Source organism: Methylobacterium sp. Leaf87 (genome assembly GCF_001422775.1).
Classification (GTDB): Bacteria; Pseudomonadota; Alphaproteobacteria; order Rhizobiales; family Beijerinckiaceae; genus Methylobacterium.
This window is the reverse complement of sequence record NZ_LMMI01000045.1, coordinates 209,238-227,037: the sequence shown is the minus strand read 5'-3', so window position 1 is coordinate 227,037 and position 17,800 is coordinate 209,238. Positions and strand designations below refer to the sequence as shown.

16 protein-coding genes are annotated in these 17,800 nt (G+C 69.0%); 10 read left to right on the top strand and 6 right to left on the bottom strand.

Features of this window, described 5'->3' with window-relative positions; translation table 11 throughout:
* Window positions 1–126: 126 nt before the first annotated feature.
* Window positions 127–612 carry a DUF3429 domain-containing protein gene (locus ASF22_RS17695; RefSeq protein ID WP_056172524.1) on the bottom strand — a complete coding sequence of 162 codons (486 nt, stop codon included), beginning with the start codon at window positions 610–612 and terminating at the stop codon, window positions 127–129.
* A gap of 174 nt (window positions 613–786) precedes the next feature.
* Window positions 787–1,293, bottom strand: a complete 507-nt coding sequence (gene secB / locus ASF22_RS17690; RefSeq protein ID WP_056172521.1) for a protein-export chaperone SecB — start codon at window positions 1,291–1,293, stop codon at window positions 787–789.
* Between the two features lie 479 nt (window positions 1,294–1,772).
* On the opposite strand from secB, the gene ASF22_RS17685 reads away from it, so the two are divergent.
* The 9 genes from ASF22_RS17685 to ASF22_RS17645 all read left to right on the top strand — a co-directional run bounded on the left by ASF22_RS17685 (window position 1,773) and on the right by ASF22_RS17645 (window position 11,930).
* Window positions 1,773–2,498 (top strand): Tim44/TimA family putative adaptor protein, encoded by a 726-nt coding sequence (locus ASF22_RS17685; protein WP_056172518.1) that lies wholly within the window; start codon window positions 1,773–1,775, stop codon window positions 2,496–2,498.
* A gap of 137 nt (window positions 2,499–2,635) precedes the next feature.
* Complete coding sequence (locus ASF22_RS17680) at window positions 2,636–3,814, top strand: MltA domain-containing protein (protein WP_244474339.1); 1,179 nt, start codon at window positions 2,636–2,638, stop codon at window positions 3,812–3,814.
* Complete coding sequence (locus ASF22_RS17675) at window positions 3,811–4,452, top strand: Smr/MutS family protein (protein ID WP_056266740.1); 642 nt, start codon at window positions 3,811–3,813, stop codon at window positions 4,450–4,452. The genes ASF22_RS17680 and ASF22_RS17675 overlap by 4 nt, the downstream gene beginning before the upstream one ends.
* A 265-nt stretch (window positions 4,453–4,717) precedes the next feature.
* Window positions 4,718–6,061 (top strand): transcription termination factor Rho, encoded by a 1,344-nt coding sequence (gene rho / locus ASF22_RS17670; protein WP_056172508.1) that lies wholly within the window; start codon window positions 4,718–4,720, stop codon window positions 6,059–6,061.
* A 182-nt stretch (window positions 6,062–6,243) separates the two neighbouring features.
* Window positions 6,244–7,563, top strand: a complete 1,320-nt coding sequence (gene mnmE, locus ASF22_RS17665) for a tRNA uridine-5-carboxymethylaminomethyl(34) synthesis GTPase MnmE (protein WP_056266738.1) — start codon at window positions 6,244–6,246, stop codon at window positions 7,561–7,563.
* Between the two features lie 74 nt (window positions 7,564–7,637).
* Entirely contained in the window at window positions 7,638–9,521 is a 1,884-nt protein-coding gene (gene mnmG, locus ASF22_RS17660; RefSeq protein WP_056267103.1) for a tRNA uridine-5-carboxymethylaminomethyl(34) synthesis enzyme MnmG, read from the top strand.
* Entirely contained in the window at window positions 9,511–10,149 is a 639-nt protein-coding gene (gene rsmG, locus ASF22_RS17655; protein ID WP_056267100.1) for a 16S rRNA (guanine(527)-N(7))-methyltransferase RsmG, read from the top strand. The genes mnmG and rsmG overlap by 11 nt, the downstream gene beginning before the upstream one ends.
* Entirely contained in the window at window positions 10,146–10,994 is an 849-nt protein-coding gene (locus ASF22_RS17650) for a ParA family protein (RefSeq protein ID WP_056266735.1), read from the top strand. The genes rsmG and ASF22_RS17650 overlap by 4 nt, the downstream gene beginning before the upstream one ends.
* A 39-nt stretch (window positions 10,995–11,033) precedes the next feature.
* Complete coding sequence (locus ASF22_RS17645) at window positions 11,034–11,930, top strand: ParB/RepB/Spo0J family partition protein (RefSeq protein WP_056172496.1); 897 nt, start codon at window positions 11,034–11,036, stop codon at window positions 11,928–11,930.
* Between the two features lie 38 nt (window positions 11,931–11,968).
* Here ASF22_RS17645 and holA read toward each other — a convergent pair whose 3' ends face one another.
* The 3 genes from holA to leuS form a co-directional block, all read right to left on the bottom strand.
* Window positions 11,969–12,997 (bottom strand): DNA polymerase III subunit delta, encoded by a 1,029-nt coding sequence (holA, locus tag ASF22_RS17640; protein ID WP_056266732.1) that lies wholly within the window; start codon window positions 12,995–12,997, stop codon window positions 11,969–11,971.
* 13 nt (window positions 12,998–13,010) lie between these two features.
* Complete coding sequence (gene lptE, locus ASF22_RS17635; protein ID WP_056172987.1) at window positions 13,011–13,568, bottom strand: LPS assembly lipoprotein LptE; 558 nt, start codon at window positions 13,566–13,568, stop codon at window positions 13,011–13,013.
* A 125-nt stretch (window positions 13,569–13,693) separates the two neighbouring features.
* Entirely contained in the window at window positions 13,694–16,297 is a 2,604-nt protein-coding gene (leuS, locus tag ASF22_RS17630; RefSeq protein ID WP_056266731.1) for a leucine--tRNA ligase, read from the bottom strand.
* 252 nt (window positions 16,298–16,549) lie between these two features.
* On the opposite strand from leuS, the gene ASF22_RS17625 reads away from it, so the two are divergent.
* Window positions 16,550–17,263 carry a YggS family pyridoxal phosphate-dependent enzyme gene (locus ASF22_RS17625; RefSeq protein WP_056266728.1) on the top strand — a complete coding sequence of 238 codons (714 nt, stop codon included), beginning with the start codon at window positions 16,550–16,552 and terminating at the stop codon, window positions 17,261–17,263.
* Between the two features lie 10 nt (window positions 17,264–17,273).
* Here the strand turns inward: ASF22_RS17625 and ASF22_RS17620 are convergent, their stop codons facing one another.
* Entirely contained in the window at window positions 17,274–17,699 is a 426-nt protein-coding gene (locus tag ASF22_RS17620; protein WP_056266725.1) for a MarR family winged helix-turn-helix transcriptional regulator, read from the bottom strand.
* Window positions 17,700–17,800 lie beyond the last annotated feature (101 nt).

Sequence of the window (17,800 nt, the reverse complement as noted above, 5' to 3'; positions counted from 1 at the left end):
GCGGAGGGTTTTTGGGGGTTGCGCGGGCTCTATCGCGGGGGGGCCGGAGCGGCAAGCGCGGCCGGCATCACGAGCGCGGCCGGCATCACGAGCGCTGCCGGCACCCGGACCGAGTGCGGCGCCGGTCTACAGCTTCAGGGCGAGGAGCGCGCAAAGGCTCAGAATCGCGATAGGGATCTGGAGCGGACGCAGGCGCGCGAAGAACAGGGGCGCTTCGCCCCGGCGCGCCGCGATGGGATCGAGCACGGCGATCCCGGCGAATCCGACGATGAGCAGAATGAGCGCGGGGCCGGTCGCGCCGCCGGTCGTGAGCACGAGGGCGCAGAAGCCGAGGAGGAACAGGGCCAGCATCGTGGCGATCTGGACCCAGGTCGGACCGCCCTCCGTGCGGAAGCTGAGACCGCGCCGGACGCCGGAGAGGAACAGCAGGATCGCGCAGCCCCACAGGGTGGTGAGGGACAGAGCCAGCTCGCCCCAGACCCCGCCGAGCCACCACGCGGCCGCCGCGCCCGCTGCGAAGGGCAGCATCGGTCCGTAGCCGAACACCACACTGAGCCACGGCACGGCCCCGGGCTCGGAGACGGTCAGTGTCCGGTTCTCCTGGTCCGTCATAGGCCCCTCCTGCGCGAAAGGCGGGTAACCGGCCGGGCGTCGTGCTGTTCCAGCTTCATTCCGGCACAGGACCACGGTCTGCGACGGGGACGATACGGCAAAGAAAAGCCCCGGCCGTGAGGCCGGGGCAAAAAGCGTTCGCTCGACGAAGTGACGTCGGGGAACCGCTCGGGCTCAGGATGAGAGCGGGCCGGTCTCGGCGCCTTGCGCTTCCATCGCCTTCTGGCGGTAGAGGCCAACGAAATCGATGGGGTCGATGTAGAGCGGCGGGAAGCCGCCATTGCGCACGGCCTCGGCGACGATCTGGCGCGCGAACGGGAACAGCAGGCGCGGGCACTCGATCATCACGGCCGGATGCAGCTGGTCCTGCGGGATGTTGCGCATGCGGAAGATGCCGGCATAGGTCAGCTCGAACGCGAACAGCACCTCGGTGCCGGTCTTGGCGTCGCCCTCCAGGGTCAGCTCGACCTCGAAATCCTCTTCGGCGAGCTGCTTGGCGTTGACGTTGACCTGGATGTTGATCTGCGGCGCGGATTCCTGGGGCTGAAGCGAGCGTGGGGCGTTCGGATTCTCGAAGGAGAGATCCTTGGCGTATTGCCCCAGGGCGTTGATGGCGGGCAGCTGGTCCTCGGCCTGCGCCGTGGCGCCACCGTTCCCGTTCGGTGCCGATGTGTCGGCCATGGCGTTGTCGTCCTTCTCAAGAGCCCTGGGGGCGCGATCCTTGGGAGCACATGCGGGCCGGCGACCGAGCCAGTTCTTGTGTGCTTGCGACGGTTGCGACCACCCATCCGGTGCGAGAGCGCGCTATCATGCCCATCCGGTGCGAACAAGGCGCCGGCTGGCGGCGGCTGGAACCGGGCCGGGCACGCACCATATCCCGGACAACGCGGCAGGCCGAGAACGCACCACGGCGTTGCGGCGGGCGCACTCGACGGGTCGGGTTGAACGACCCGGCTCGCTCCCGGCGCGGGCCTCGGCTAAGAGTGCTGGCAAAACTCCCGCCCATGGCCGGATCCATGGTTGGATCGGGCTCCGGGCGCGACGGTGCGACGGGAGTTTGGTGCGGGAGTTTGGTAACGGACTCGCAACGCGCGGGATGCGGGGTTTCCGGAGCCCCTCGAACTTCAGCTGTCGTGCGACGGCCACGATCAGGATCGGTGATGCAGGACTCCTTCGACTTGACGACCTTGATCTTCCTCGCCCTGGCGGTGTTCGTGATCTGGCGGCTGCGCTCGGTGCTCGGCCAGAAGACCGGAGCGGAACGCTCGCCGTTCAAGCCCGTGGACCGCAGCCGCACGGAGCCCCCGGCCAACCGGACGGAGGGCGACAACGTGGTGCGCCTGCCCGGCGCCGACCGTGCGCAGGCCGACCGGAGCCAAGCGGCCCCCAAGGCGGAGGTCCGCGACTGGCGCGGCATCGCCGAGCCGGGCTCGGCCATCGCCAACGGCCTCGAAGCGGTGGTGCAGGTGGAGCCCGGTTTCGATCCGCGCGGCTTCGTCGAGGGTGCCAAGTCGGCCTACGAGGCCATCGTGATCGCCTTCGCCAAGGGCGACCGCAAGACCCTGCGCAGCCTGCTCTCGCGGGAGGTCTGCGAAGGCTTCGAGCGCGAGATCGACGCCCGCGAGGGCCGGAAGGAAGTGGTCGAGACCACCTTCGTCTCCCTCGACAAGGCCGAGATCGTCGCCGTCGACGTGAAGAACCGCGTCGCCCAGGTGACGGTACACTTCCTGTCCCACCTCATCACCGCGACCCGCAACGCGCAGGGCCAGGTGATCGACGGCAGCGCCGAGACCGTGGTCGAGGTGCCCGACGTGTGGACTTTCGCCCGGACGCTCGGCACCCGCGACCCGAACTGGCAGCTCGTCGCCACCGAAGCCGGCGCCTGACCCCTCCGGACCGCGTGCGACCACTCGCCCTCGGCGCGGCCCTGGCCGCCCTCGCCCTCTGCCCTCCCCTCCCCGGCTCGGTCGCCCACGCGGCCGAGCCGCTGCGCTTGGGCGGAGCGGTCTCGGGCGGAGGGGTCTTGGGCGGAGCGGTGCTGGAGGGGGTTGATCTCGCGCACCTGCCAGGCTTTCCCGGTCCCGATCCGGTCCGTGCCCTCGAAGCCTTCCGCCGGACCTGCGCGGCGGCCCCCGTCCCGATGGCGCCGTCGGTCGCCGGCAATGCGGGCGATCTCGCGGCGGCCTGCGCCCGCGCCGCCGCCGTCCCGCCCGAGGGCGCGGCCGCCTTCTTCGCTACGGCGTTCGACGCCTACCGGATCGTCCGCCCCGCGGTTGACGGCGTTCCCGAGCGCCGGGCGGGATTCCTGACCGGGTATTTCGAGCCGGAACTCACGGGCTCGTCCGTCGCGGCTCCGGGCTTCACCGCGCCCGTCCTCGCCCGGCCCGACGACCTCGTGAGCCTGGAGCCCGGCGAGACCCGAACGGGCCTCGATCCGGCGCTCCGCGCCGCGCGCCGGACGGAGACGGGGCTGGCCCCCTATCCCACCCGCGCCGCCATCGAGGACGGAGCCCTGGGGGAGGTCGCCAAGGCGCTGCTCTGGCTCGACCCCGTCGACCTGTTCGTGCTGCAGGTCCAGGGGTCGGGGCGGGTGCGCCTGACCGACGGCCGGACGGTGCGGGTGCTCTATGACGGGCGCAACGGCCGGCCCTACACCTCCATCGGCAAACTCATCGTCACCGAGGGCCACCTGCCCCTGGACGGCCTCACCCTGGCGCGCTGGACGGGCTGGCTGCGGGACAACCCCGAGACGGCCCGCCGCCTGATGCGCCGCAACGAATCGTACATCTTCTTCAAGCTGGCGCCCGTCGAGGACCCGTCGCTCGGCCCCCCGGGGGCCGCCGGCGTCGCGCTGAGCCCCGGACACAGCCTCGCGGTGGATTCCACCCTGTGGCGCTACGGCCTGCCGTTCTGGCTCGAAGCCGCCGGCGATTCCCGGACCGCGCGCCTCGCCATCGCGGCCGATACCGGTTCGGCCATCGTCGGCCCGGCCCGGGGCGATCTCTACCTCGGCACCGGCGAGGCTGCGGGTGTCGCCGCCGGCAACCTGCGGGCGACGGCCGGCTTCGTCGTGCTGCTGCCCCGTTCCGGCGAGGCCAAGGCCTCTCCCGAGGTCTCTTCGAAGGCCCCCGCCGAGGTCCCCCCGAAGGCCCCCGCCGAGGTCCCCCGGAAGGCCCCTGCCCTCGCCCCGACCCAACCATGAGACTCCCCCGCCGACCCCGTGGCCTCTCCGGCGAGGACGCTTACCTGTGGGGTGAGATCGCCCGCCTGATCACGCCCCTGCGCGCGAAGTCCAAGCCCAAGCCGAAAGCGCCGGACGCCAATCCGCCCGCCACGCCGCTGCCGAAGGCCGGTGCGAAGCCGGCTCACAAGCCTTCGTCCGCGACGCCTGCGAAGCCGGCCGTGAAGCCGCCGGCGAAACGCGTCACCCTGAAACCCAATCCGCCTCCGGCCCTCCCCGCTCCCGTCGTCGCCCCGCCGGCCGCGGCTCCCGCCCTGGCGCCCGGGCTCGAGCGCCGCGTCCGTCTCGCTTTTCGGCGCGGCGCGCTCCAGGTCGATGCCCGGATCGATCTCCACGGGATGTACCAGGCCCAGGCCCACGGCGCGCTGACCGGGTTCCTCATGCGGGCACGGGCAGCCGGCCACACCCATGTGCTCGTCGTCACGGGCAAGGGTGGGATGGATTACAACGACGCCTTCTCGGAGCGCGGGGTCCTGCGCCGCAGCGTGCCGCATTGGCTGCGCGCGCCCGAGCTGCGCAGCATCGTGCTCGGTTTCGAGGAAGCGGCCCGTCACCACGGCGGAGCCGGGGCCCTCTACGTTCGCCTGCGCCGCCGCTGATAGGCGCGTCCCGGGGGCGGGTCGTGCCGGTCCCGGTTGAGGGCTTGAGAAAAATCGAGAATCACGATAGGGCTGAACTCCCTCCTCGTTATGCCGTGCTGCATCCCGTGAGCCCCAAGGCTCCCTCAAGACGATGCGCGGAGCCGTCCCCCTTCGACGCTCCGACCAAAGGCGCCTTCACCGCGCCCGGCGACTCCATCCCAGAATGCATTCCGCCCTTCCGTCCGTCCTGCCGCGGTTTTGAATTCCCAGGTTTTGAATTCCCATGACAGCCTCATACGACGCCCTTGAACCCGTGGATTCGCTGGCCGAGGGCGGCCTTGCCGCCGCCGATCTCGATAGCAAGCGCGAGGTCAAGCTCCAGGATCTCAAGTCGAAGACGCCGACCGACCTGATCGCTTTCGCCGAAGAGGTCGAGGTCGAGAACGCCTCGACGATGCGCAAGCAGGAGCTGATGTTCGCCATCTTGAAGCAGCTCGCGGCCAAGGAGGTCGAGATCATCGGCGCCGGCACCGTCGAAGTGCTGCAGGACGGCTTCGGCTTCCTGCGCTCGTCCGATTCGAACTACCTGCCGGGTCCCGACGACATCTACATCTCGCCGACCCAGATCCGCCGATTCGGCCTGCGCACGGGCGACACGGTGGAGGGGCCGATCCGGGGTCCGAAGGACGGCGAGCGCTACTTCGCCCTGCTCAAGGTCAACACGATCAACTTCGAGAACCCGGAGAAGATCAAGCACAAGGTCCACTTCGACAACCTGACGCCGCTGTTCCCGACGCAGCGCTTCAAGCTCGAACTGGACAATCCGCCGAAGAAAGATTTCAGCCCTCGGATCATCGACATCGTCGCCCCCATCGGTAAGGGCCAGCGCGCCCTGATCGTGGCGCCGCCGCGCACGGGCAAGACCGTGCTGATGCAGAACATCGCTCAGTCGATCACCATCAACCACCCGGAATGCTACCTCATCGTGCTGCTCATCGACGAGCGCCCCGAGGAAGTGACCGACATGATCCGCTCGGTGAAGGGCGAGGTCATCGCCTCGACCTTCGATGAGCCGGCCACTCGTCACGTGCAGGTGGCCGAGATGGTGATCGAGAAGGCCAAGCGCCTCGTGGAGCACGGCCGCGACGTGGTCATCCTGCTCGATTCGATCACCCGCCTCGGCCGGGCCTACAACACCGTGGTGCCGTCCTCTGGCAAGGTGCTGACCGGCGGCGTCGACGCCAACGCCCTACAGCGGCCGAAGCGCTTCTTCGGTGCCGCCCGCAACATCGAGGAAGGCGGCTCGCTCTCGATCATCGCGACCGCCCTCATCGACACCGGCTCGCGGATGGACGAGGTGATCTTCGAGGAGTTCAAGGGCACCGGCAACTCCGAGATCATCCTGGACCGCAAGGTCTCGGACAAGCGCATCTTCCCGGCCATCGACATCACCCGCTCGGGCACCCGCAAGGAAGAGCTCCTGGTTCCGCCGGACTCGCTCAAGAAGACCTACGTGCTGCGCCGCATCCTCAACCCGATGGGCGTCACCGACGCCATTGAGTTCCTCATGGACAAGCTGCGCCAGACCAAGAGCAACAACGACTTCTTCGACTCGATGAACACCTGAGCTTTTCGAGAAGGCCCCCTCCTTTCCTTTGGCGTGGGAGGGGGCCGAAAAATTCGTTTCGTTCCGACCGAGTGTCAGACCGACGCGGCACGCAAGTCATCGTTAAAAAACAACGAATTCCGCCGGAAACTATATCTCTTGCCGGCTTATGAAATTAGCCACTAAGCTGTGACTGCCCGGTGATGGACCAGCCCCCCACGATCTTCGCGCCGGCGAGTGGCTTCGGCCGCGCTGCTGTCGCGGTGATCCGGATCAGCGGCCCCGCCTCCGCATCGGTCCTGATCCGCCTGTCGGGCTCCCTCCCCGCTCCCCGTCGCCTCGTCCTGCGAACCCTGCAGGCGCCGCAAGTGCAGGAGACCTTGGATCAGGCCCTCGTCGTGTGGATGCCGGGACCCGGCACGTTCACGGGCGAAGACATGGCCGAACTCCATCTCCATGGCGGTCCAGCCGTCCGCGCGGCGGTGCTGGGTGCTCTTGCGGCTCTTCCCGGATGCATTCCGGCCGAGCCGGGAGCCTTCACCCGGCGCGCCTTCCTCAACGGTCGCCTGGGTCTCACCGAGGCCGAGGGCATCGCCGACCTCATCGACGCCGAAACCGAAGCCCAGCGCCGCCAGGCCCTGCGCCAACTCGACGGTACACTCGGTCGTCGGGTCGCGGCGTGGCGCGACCGCCTCATCGATCTCCTCGCCGGCGTCGAAGCCGCCCTCGATTTCTCCGACGAGGGCGATGTCGACGACGATGCCCTCGACGCCGCCCTGTTTGCCAAGGCCCGGGTGATCCGCGATGCCATCGCCGCCGCCCTCGATGACGGGGGGCGCGGCGAGCGCCTGCGCGACGGCTTCACCGTCGTCCTCGCCGGTCCACCGAACGCTGGCAAATCCACCCTGCTGAATGCCCTCAGTCGGCGTGACGCGGCCATCGTCTCCCCGGTTCCCGGCACGACCCGCGACGTCATTGAGGTACGCTGCGATCTCGGCGGCTTGCCGGTTCTCTTGATCGATACGGCGGGCCTGCGCGAGGCCGGCGACGCCCTCGAAGCCGAGGGCATCCGCCGGACAAGGGCTCGCATCGCCCAAGCCGATCTCGTGCTTCTCCTGGCGGAGGCCGGTTCGACCTCCGACATGACCGATCTGTCCGTTCCGATGCCCCCGGTGCTTCGGGTCCAGACGAAGGCTGATCTGTCCGAGGGTTCGCGCTCCGCCGATGGCCACGTCATCTCGGCGATGACCGGCGAGGGGCTCGACACCCTTCTCGATGCCATCGAACACCATGCCTCGGTGTCGATCGGGGGCGAGGCCGCGCTCATCACGCGCCAGCGGCACCGGGAGGGGCTGACGCGCTGTCGCGATCACCTCGACCGCTTGGTGCAGGGCGCTGTCCTACCCGAACTCGCCGCGGAAGATCTGCGTCTCGCTGTGCGGGCCCTGGGCGAGGTTGCGGGTCAGGTCGGTGTCGAGGAAATGCTCGATCGGCTGTTCTCCGGGTTCTGTATCGGAAAGTAGACAGGCCCGCAGTTTCACGTGAAAAACCGCCGGAATCGTTGACGGTGGCGCGCTCGGGCGCGTACTCCAGCGCCATGCTCCATTCCGTTCTGCCCTATGACGTGATCGTCGTCGGCGGTGGTCACGCCGGCACCGAAGCCGCCGCCGCTGCCGCACGGTTCGGTGCCCGCACGGCCCTGGTGACCCATAGCGCCGCGACCATCGGTGCGATGTCCTGCAACCCCGCCATCGGCGGGCTCGGCAAGGGGCATCTCGTCCGGGAAGTCGATGCCCTCGATGGTCTCATGGGACGGGTCGCCGACGCGGCCGGGATCCAGTTTCGCCTGCTCAACCGGCGCAAGGGACCGGCCGTGCGCGGCCCACGCACCCAGGCCGACCGCAAGCTCTACGCCGCCGCCATGCAGGCCGCCATCGCCGAGACGGCGAACCTCACGGTGATCGAGGGCGAAGTCGGCGACCTCACCGTTCACGACGGCCGAGTCGTGGGTGTCGTCCTGGGGGATGGACGTGCCCTCCCCTGCGCCACCGTGGTGCTGACCACCGGCACCTTCTTGCGCGGTCTCATTCATATCGGAGAGATCCAAACCCCCGCTGGACGAGTCGGCGAAGGCCCGTCCATTGGCCTTGCCGAAACATTGGATCGTCATGGTTTCGCACTGGGGCGTCTGAAGACCGGGACACCGGCCCGCCTCGACGGGCGTACCATCGCCTGGTCCGGACTCGAGATGCAGTCGGCCGACGCCGATCCCGTGCCGTTCTCGACTTTGACCGAGCGGATCACGACGCCGCAGATTCAGTGTGGCATCACCCGCACCACCCAGGCGGTACACGACCTCATCCGGGCCAATCTCCATCGCTCGCCGATGTATTCCGGTGGAATCGCCAGTCGTGGCCCGCGCTACTGTCCTTCGATCGAGGACAAGGTCGTGCGGTTCGGCGACCGGGAGGGCCACCAGATCTTCCTCGAACCCGAAGGGCTCGACGATCCCACGGTCTATCCCAACGGAATTTCCACCGCCTTGCCGGAGGCGGTGCAGCGCGCAGTGATCGCCCTGATCCCGGGCCTGGAGCGCGCTACCATCGTGCGTCCGGGGTATGCCATCGAGTACGACTACGTCGATCCCCGCGAACTCGATACGACGCTTCAGACGCGCCGGTTGCCGGGTCTGTTCCTGGCCGGGCAGATCAACGGCACCACCGGCTACGAGGAGGCGGCGGGGCAGGGGCTGGTGGCCGGTCTCAATGCGGCGCGTTTGGCCGGTGGGGCCGAGCTCGCCACCTTCGACCGGGCGGAATCCTATCTCGGGGTCATGATCGACGACCTCGTCACCCACGGGGTGAGCGAGCCCTATCGCATGTTCACCTCGCGCTCCGAGTATCGCCTGTCCCTCCGCGTCGACAACGCCGATGAGCGGCTGACGCCGCGCGGTGCGGCGTTGGGCTGCGTCGGGACCCGCCGCGCCAGCCACTTCGCCCAGGCGCAGGGGGGGCTTCACGCGGCAAGGGCCTGTCTCGACGGCCTGAGTCTCACACCGAACGAGGCCGCTGCGCACGGCATCCCGCTCAACCAGGACGGGATCCGACGCTCGGCGTTCCAATTGCTCTCCTACCCGGAGATCGACTGGGCCCGGCTTGCCGCGGTATGGCCGGACCTCTCGGGCGTCCCGGACCGGATCGCCGAGCGTCTCCAGACGGACGCCACCTATGCGGTCTATCTCGATCGCCAGAACGCCGACATCGCTGCGTTCCGGCGTGACGAGGCCGTCGCCCTCCCCGCCCGTCTGGATTACGGCGCGATTCCCGGCCTGTCCAACGAGATGCGGAGCAAGTTGGAAACCGTGCGTCCCGGAACCCTCGGCCAGGCGGCACGGATCGAAGGCGTGACCCCAGCGGCGCTGACCTTGCTCGCTGCTCATGCCCGGCGTGGGCACCGCCCGAGTGCCGCGCATGCAAGCTGAGTTCGGGCGCGACCGCGTCCTCTCCGAGGCCGGTGTTTCACGTGAAACAGCGTCGAGGCTGGACGTTTATGTCGAGCAGCTTCGCCGGTGGCAGACGGTGAAGAACCTCGTCGGTCCCGCGACACTCGACGAAGTCTGGACCCGTCACATCGCCGACGCGCTGCAACTCGCGGCGTTGGCGCCGGATGCCACGCGCTGGCTCGACCTTGGTTCAGGGGCTGGCATTCCCGGCCTGATCCTGGCGCTGGCCGGTCACGGGCGGCCGGGCTTTCAGGTCGATCTCATCGAGAGCAACGCGCGCAAATGCGCGTTCCTCCTCGAGTCCGCGCGCCTGACTTCGGCACCCGCGCGGGTGCACAACGTCCGGATCGAGGATGCGATCGGCAGCCAGACCGGTGTCGAGATCGTGTGCGCCCGCGCGCTCGCTCCCCTCACCCAGCTGCTTGCCTGGACCGAGCCCCTGTTGAAAACCGGCACCGTCGCGCTGTTTCCCAAGGGGCGTGACGTGCAATCCGAATTGACCGAGGCGGCGCAACGGTGGAGATTCGTTTACGATCTTGTGCCGAGCCGTACCGATTCTGACGCGCGGATCGTCCGCGTCACGGCCCTCTCCCGCGTGGATTCATGACCAGCGCTCCCACATCCGATCCCCTCAGCGGCGGCAGGCCGGACCGGCCCCTGCGCATCCTCGCCCTTGCCAACCAGAAGGGCGGGGTCGGCAAGACCACGACGGCGATCAACCTCGGCACGGCGCTCGCCGCCATCGGGGAGTCGGTCCTGGTGATCGACCTCGATCCGCAGGGCAACGCCTCGACCGGGCTCGGTGTCGACCGGCGCCAGCGCAAAATCTCGACCTATCATGTGTTGGCGGGGGAGGCGGAGCTGGGAGCCGCCTGCGTGCAGACGGCCGTGCCCCGTCTCATGGTCGCCCCCTCGACCATGGATCTCCTCGGCCTGGAAATGGAGATGGCGACCGCCCCCGACCGGGCGCACCGGCTGCGCAACGTCCTGAAGGGCGTCGGCCAGAGCGGGACGACGCAGGGCGTCACCTACGTCCTCATCGATTGCCCGCCCTCGCTCAACCTCCTCACCATCAACGCCCTGGCGGCAGCCGACGCGGTGCTGGTGCCCCTGCAATGCGAGTTTTTCGCCCTGGAAGGCTTGAGCCAGTTGCTGCGCACCGTCGAGCAGGTCCGGGGCGCCCTCAACGCGCGCCTGACCATCCAGGGGATCGTCCTGACGATGTTCGATCCGCGCAACAACCTCTCCGCACAGGTGGTGGCCGACGTGCGCAGCTTCATGGGCGACAAGGTCTACGAGACCATGATTCCCCGCAATGTGCGCGTGTCGGAAGCGCCGTCGCACGGCAAACCGGTGCTGCTCTACGATCTCAAATGCGCCGGCAGCCAAGCCTATCTCCGCCTCGCCTCCGAGATCATCCAGCGCGAGGGGCGTCTGCCCGTCGCTGCCTAATCCATGAAAACAATGCGTAACGGAGTCGAGCGGGTGGCGATGGCGGATGATGTGGTGCGGCCTCGGCTCGGGCGCGGTCTCGCGGCCCTGATCGGTGATTTCGGCGACGAGGGGGCCGACGCGAACCGGTCCCAGGCCCAGCGCAAGGTCGCGGTGGAGTTCCTGCGACCGAACCCACGCAACCCGCGCCGGCGTTTCACCGAAGCCGATCTCGAGGAGCTTGCGGCATCCATCAAGGTGCGCGGCATCATCCAGCCCATCGTGGTGCGGGCCCTGTCGGGGGTGCCCGACACCTTCGAGATCGTCGCGGGCGAGCGCCGTTGGCGTGCGGCCCAGCGTGCGGGTCTGACCGAAGTCCCGGTGGTCACCGTCGAGATCGACGACCGGACCTCGTTGGAGTTCGCCATCCTGGAGAACGTCCAGCGCACGGACCTCAACGCCATCGAAGAGGCGGCCGGCTACGAGCGGCTGATGAGCGAGTTTCAGTACAACCAGAGCGAGTTGGCCGAGATCATCGGCAAGAGCCGCAGCCATCTTGCCAACACCCTGCGCCTGCTGCAGCTGTCTCCCGCGATCCAGGATCGGGTGGTCGCCGGCGAGATCACGGCGGGCCACGCTCGCGCCCTCCTGGCGGTGAAGGATCCCGAGGCCGTCGCCCGGCGGATCGTCGAGGAGGGGATGTCGGTGCGCGAGGTCGAGGCCCTGGCGTCGGCCGAGGTTCCAGATAGCGACGCCCCCCGACCCGGCCGTCCCCGCCGTGGGGCCGAGAAGGACGCCACCCTGCGGTCCTTGGAGCAGGCCATGGGCCGGGCGATCGGCATGCCGGTCTCGTTCAAGACCAAGGCCGCCGGCACGGGCGAGATCCGCATCCGGTACGAGACCGCCGAAGAGCTCGATGGTCTCTGCCGTCTGCTTCAGGTGAGCCCGCAGGGGTAAGACGATCCCCCTGCCTCGTTGAGGCGGGGTGTCCCCCTTCAGGGCCGCCGCGCAGCCTCTGAGGCGATCCGCAGGAGGGTGCTCGACGCGTTGGCGTGGGCGAGATCCGGCGGCGAGCGGCGGCAGGCCAGCACGGCCTCCTGCAGGAGCTGGATCGCGTGGCGGAGCGCCGGAGGCGTCCAGCGCGCGAGCTGGGTCTCCACCGTGGCCTTGCGGCGAAAATGCAGACCGCGCCAATTGCCGACCATCATGCTGGCGCTCTGCCCCTCCCCGGCCAGACGGGTGGCGAGGAGCGTCAGGGCGTGGCGCAGGGCCGAGCCGAGCATCACCGAGGGGTCCATGCCCTCGTGGCGAAAGCGGCGGTAATCGCGCTCGACATCGGTGGTGCGGCCCGAGAAGGCCGCGTCGATCAGTGTGTTGAGGACACTGGCGGCGACGTCGCTCACCACGGCCTCGACGTCGTCGAGGCTCACCGTGTCCTGCCCGCGGGCGTAGAGCGCCAGCTTGTCGATCTCCGACAGGCTGGCACCGCGATCTCCCCCGAGGCTCGTCGCCAGCACGTCGCGCGCCTCGCGGGCGATCCGAAGCCCCTGCTCCTGCAGAGTGCGCTCGATGAGGTCGCCGAGGGCGCGCTCGTCGTCCGGGTAGCACGGGATCGCCAGGGCCTTGGGCGACTTCTCGCAGAGGGTGCGCAGCGGCGCGGATTTCGCCAGATCCCCGGCCTCCACGACGATGCGGGCCTGGGTGATCTCGGCCTTCAGGGCGGCCTCGACGGCCGGTGCGTAGTTGCGGCTTCCCGCCCGCACCCAGATCGTGCGGTTGCCGCCGAACAGGCCGACCGTGCCGGCCTCGTCGACGAGTCGGCCGGCATCCTGCGCCAGGGTGTCGCCGTCGATCTTCACCATGGCGAACGGGTCGCCCGGATCGGAGACGAAGGCCTCGGCGAGGCGCTTGGCACGTTCGAACACCAGGCCGGTGTCCGGTCCGTAGAGGAGCAGCACCGCGATGCGCGGGTCGGGCCCGCGCCGGATCAGCGCCTCGACATCGCTGGCCTTGACGGCGGTCATGCGGGCGAGCCCGTCAGGGCTTCGTCACCAGCACGGAGGCGATGCGGGTCTTGATCTGGTCGGCCAGCACCTTGGCGAGACGGATCTCCGCATCGCGGGCAGCGCGCAGGGAGGCGAAGCGCTGCACCGAGCGGTCGTAGGTCGCCGTCGAGGTGGCGACACCTTCGCTGATGATCTTGGTGCCGTCGAGATTCTCCAGGGAGTACTTCACGTTGGCGATGATGGTCCCGGCCTCGGCGCGCCCGGTCTGGGACGAGACGATGGGGGTCTGCACCGTCTCGCTCCCCTGCATCTTGAGGCGGTAGCGCTTGGTCGAGGGCTGGCCCGAGCCGTCGAGATCGAAGATCAATTCGCTGCGCAGATAGTGGCCGATGCGCTCCTGGCCCTGGGCCATGCTGACGTCGTCCACCTGCACGGACGCGAGCAGGGCCGCCATGGGCTCACCGGAGGCGGTGGGGCCGTAGAGGGGCCGGAAGCATGCGGAGAGATTGAGGCCGAGGGCGCAGACGAGCGCCACCCGGGCCGCCCGACGCGCAAGGCCGTTCCGCTCCGTCCGAATCGCCACACGCATCATCGTCGCCGCCGTTCCGACTGCCCAGTTTCGAAGGGCCGAGCTCGCTGTGTACGGCGAAGCCAGGCCCGCCGCCACCCTAGTGGCCGTGTGGTTTACGCTTCGTCTCCGGCCGGATCGTGGGCCTACACGACGAGGTTGACGATCCGGCCGGGTACGACGATCACCTTCTTCGGTGCACGGCCTTCGAGGGCCTTCCGCACGGCCTCGTCCAGGAGCGTCAGGCGTTCGACCTCAGCCTTGTCGGCGTCGCGCGGCACGGTCACGTCCGCCCGCTTCTTGCCGTTGATCTGGACGGGGAGGGTGACGGAATCCTCAACCAGGAGCGCACGATCCGCTACGGGCCAGGGCGCCTGGGCCACGAGGCCGTCGCGACCGAGGGCGTGCCAGCATTCTTCGGCGAGATGCGGCATCATCGGTGCCACGAGTTGGGTGAGGATGCCGGCGGCTTCTCGGGCGGCCCCCGCGTCGACGCCGCCGCGCAGGGCTTCGTCGAGGGCGTTGGCGAGGGTGTAGATGTGCGCCACGCAGCGGTTGAAGCGCAGGCGCTCGACATCCTCCTCGACGGAGGCCAGGGCCTTGTGTGCCGCCTTGCGTAGGGCGGCGTCGTTTGCGCCCGCCGTGCCGTTCGCCCCCGCCGCGAGGGAGACGAGGCGCCAGACGCGCTGGACGAAGCGGGCTGCACCCTGGACGCCGTCCTCGGTCCAGATCACGTCGCGCTCGGGCGGCGAGTCCGAGAGCATGAACCAGCGTGCGGTATCGGCGCCGTAGCTCGCGATGATGTCGTCGGGGTCGACGACGTTCTTCTTCGACTTCGACATCTTCTCGATGGCACCGATGGCGATGGGCGCATCGGTTTTCACGTGGAACGCCTGACGCTCACCGGACTCGGCGGTGATGCGGATGTCGGCCGGCTGGACCCAGGCGCCGGCCGCGTCCTTGTAGGTCTCGTGGACGACCATGCCCTGCGTGAACAACCCGTCGAAGGGCTCGGACACGCCGGACCAGCCGGTGGCTTGCATCGCCCGCATGAAGAAGCGCGCGTAGAGCAGGTGCAGGATCGCGTGCTCGATGCCGCCGATATACTGGTCCACGGCGAGCCACTGATCGACGGCCTTGCGGTCTGTGGGCGCGTCCTGCAGCCACGGTGCGGTGAAGCGCGCGTAGTACCAAGACGAATCCACGAACGTGTCCATGGTGTCGGTCTCGCGCCGGGCCGGCTTCCCGCAGGTGGGGCAGGGGACGTCGCGCCAAGCGTGGTCGCGCTCCAGCGGATTGCCGGGCACGTCGAACGAGACCTCGTCGGGCAGGCGCACGGGCAGGTCGGCCACGGGCACCGACACGGGGCCGCAGGCGTCGCAATGGATGATCGGGATCGGGCACCCCCAGTAGCGCTGGCGCGACACGCCCCAGTCGCGCAACCGGAACTGCACCTTTCGCGATGCGATGGGGGCGCCCGAAAGGGTCTCGGATTCGAGGCGGTTCGCCACCGCATCGAACGCCTCGTCCGTGGTCATGTCGTCGAGGAAGCGCGAATTGATCATCCGGCCGTCGCCGTCATAGGCGGTGTCGGTGACGACGAAGGTCTTGGCGTCCTGCTCTTCAGGGCAGACCACCGGAGTGTTGCCGAGGCCGTACTTGTTGGCGAAATCCAGATCGCGCTGGTCGTGGGCCGGGCAGCCGAACACCGCCCCGGTGCCGTATTCCATCAGCACGAAGTTCGCGACGTAGACCGGCAGCAGCCACGACGGGTCGAGGGGGTGGCGCACCCTCAGCCCCGTGTCGAATCCGAGCTTCTCCGCCGTATCGATGGCGGCCTGGGCCGTGCCCGTGCGGCGGCACTCTTCGATGAACATCTGGAGTTCGGGGCGCGCGGGCGCGAGCGCCGCCGCGATCGGGTGGTCGGCCGCGATCGCCAAGAACTTCGCGCCGAACAGGGTGTCGGGGCGGGTGGTGTAGACTTTCACCTCCGGCCCCACGCCGGAGGGGGGCGCGTAGAGGGCGAAGCGGACCTCCAGCCCTTCCGAGCGTCCGATCCAGTTCTTCTGCATCACCCGGACTTTTTCCGGCCACCGCTCGAGGCCGTCGAGGGCGTCGTACAGGTCCTGGGCGAAGTCGGTGATCTTGAAGAACCACTGGGTCAGCTCGCGCTGCTCCACCAGGGCGCCCGAGCGCCAGCCGCGCCCGTCGATGACCTGCTCGTTGGCGAGCACCGTGTGGTCCACCGGGTCCCAGTTCACCTTGGCCGTGCGGCGCGTCACCAGTCCCTTGTCGAGGAAATCGAGGAACATGCGCTGCTGGTGCTTGTAGTAGTCGGGATCGCAGGTCGCGATCTCGCGGCTCCAGTCCAGGGACAGGCCCATGCTCTGGAGCTGGCCGCGCATGGTGGCGATGTTGGCGTAGGTCCATTCGCGCGGGTTGACCTTGCGCTCCATGGCGGCGTTCTCGGCCGGCAGGCCGAAGGCGTCCCAGCCCATGGGGTGCAGCACGTTGAAGCCGCGCGCCCGCTTGTAGCGGGCCACCACGTCGCCCATGGCGTAGTTGCGCACGTGGCCCATGTGGATGCGCCCGGACGGGTAGGGGAACATCTCCAGCACGTAGTATTTCGGCCGGCCGTCGTCGTTCCTGGTGGCGTAGATGCCGGCCTCATTCCAGGCTTGCTGCCAGCGCGGCTCGGTCTCCTTGGCGTTGTAACGCTCGGGCGCGGCGGGGCGGGCGGACTGGGTCATGGCGGGCGCCATCCAAATGGAGGAGCGGGCGGCGTCCAGGCGCGCCCGAAAGGGTTGGCCGCCGGACTACCACGCGGCGTCACCCGGTCAACACGAAGGCGCGCCTGGAAATCTTGCTGGGTCGGGAGTTCTGCCGTGTCAGCGGCTCTGCCTTGCCGGCACCCGTGTTCTTGCCGGGACCCCTGCCTTGCCGTGCGCGTTCGGAATGGTAGTCCGATCCCAGATCCCACGACCCCTCCGAGAACGAACCCCATGGCCGACGCCCCCTTCGAGTATGCCCGCCCGCCCGCCGTCGATGTCGTCGCCGGCCTGGAGGCCGTGCGCGGAAAAATCCGGCAGGCGGCCGACGATGCCGAACGCGATCCGGCGTCCATCGCCCTCGTCGCCGTCTCGAAACTGATTTCAGCCGAAGGCATCCTGCCGGCCCTGCAAGCGGGACACCGGGTGTTCGGAGAGAACTACGTCCAGGAATCGAAGGCGAAGTGGCCGGCCTTGCGGGAGCGGTTCCCGGACGTGGAGTTGCACCTCGTCGGGCCGCTCCAGTCGAACAAGGCCCGCGAGGCGGTGGAGCTGTTCGACGTGATCCACGGCCTCGACCGGCTCTCCCTGGCCGCGGCACTCGGGAAGGAGATCGCGCGGAGCGGCCGGACCCCGAAGCTCCTCGTCCAGGTCAACACCGGCGACGAGCCGCAGAAGGCCGGCGTCTCGCCGGCCCATGTCGATGCCCTGCTGGCCGAGTGTCGCGACACCCACGGCCTCGCGATCGACGGGCTGATGTGCATTCCCCCGGCGGAGGACCCGCCCTCGGCCCATTTCGCCCTGCTCGCCCGCATCGCGGCACGCCACAACCTGCCGATCCTGTCCATGGGCATGAGCGCGGATTACCCGGCGGCGATCCAGATGGGCGCCACGCATATCCGCGTCGGTACGGCGATCTTCGGGGCTCGGCCCTCAAGAACCCAGTAGGACCGCGCCGTCAGAGCGTATCCACCACCCGCGCCATGGCGGCGCGAAGGGCCGCCGCCTCGGGGCCCCCGAATCCCTGCTCGAAGGCGGCCTGCGCCCGTTGCCAGAGCGGCGCCGCGGCAGCCAGGCGCTCCGCACCCGCCGGCGTCAGCGAGAGTTTGCGGGTCCGGGCATCGCGTCCGACGCCGATCGCCAGCAATCCCTCCCGCTCGAGGGGACGCAGCGCCCGGCCCAGCGTGGTGCGGTCCATCACCATCCCGGTGGCGAGGGCATTGATCGACATCGGACCCGACCGGCCGAGCCGGGCCAGTATCGGATACTGTGTCGCCCGCAGTCCCGCCGGCGCGAGGTGCCGGTCGTAGAATTGCGTCAGTTGCCGTGCGCCCTGCCGGACGGCGAGACACGTGCAGATTGCGATGGGGGTGGGCTCCGTCATGCCGGTACTTCCAGATGTTTCGCCACGACGCGACGGGGGATGCTTGAATAAAGCGTGCATATGCGCCTATGCAACGCGCATCTGAGACGGGCGGTTCGCCC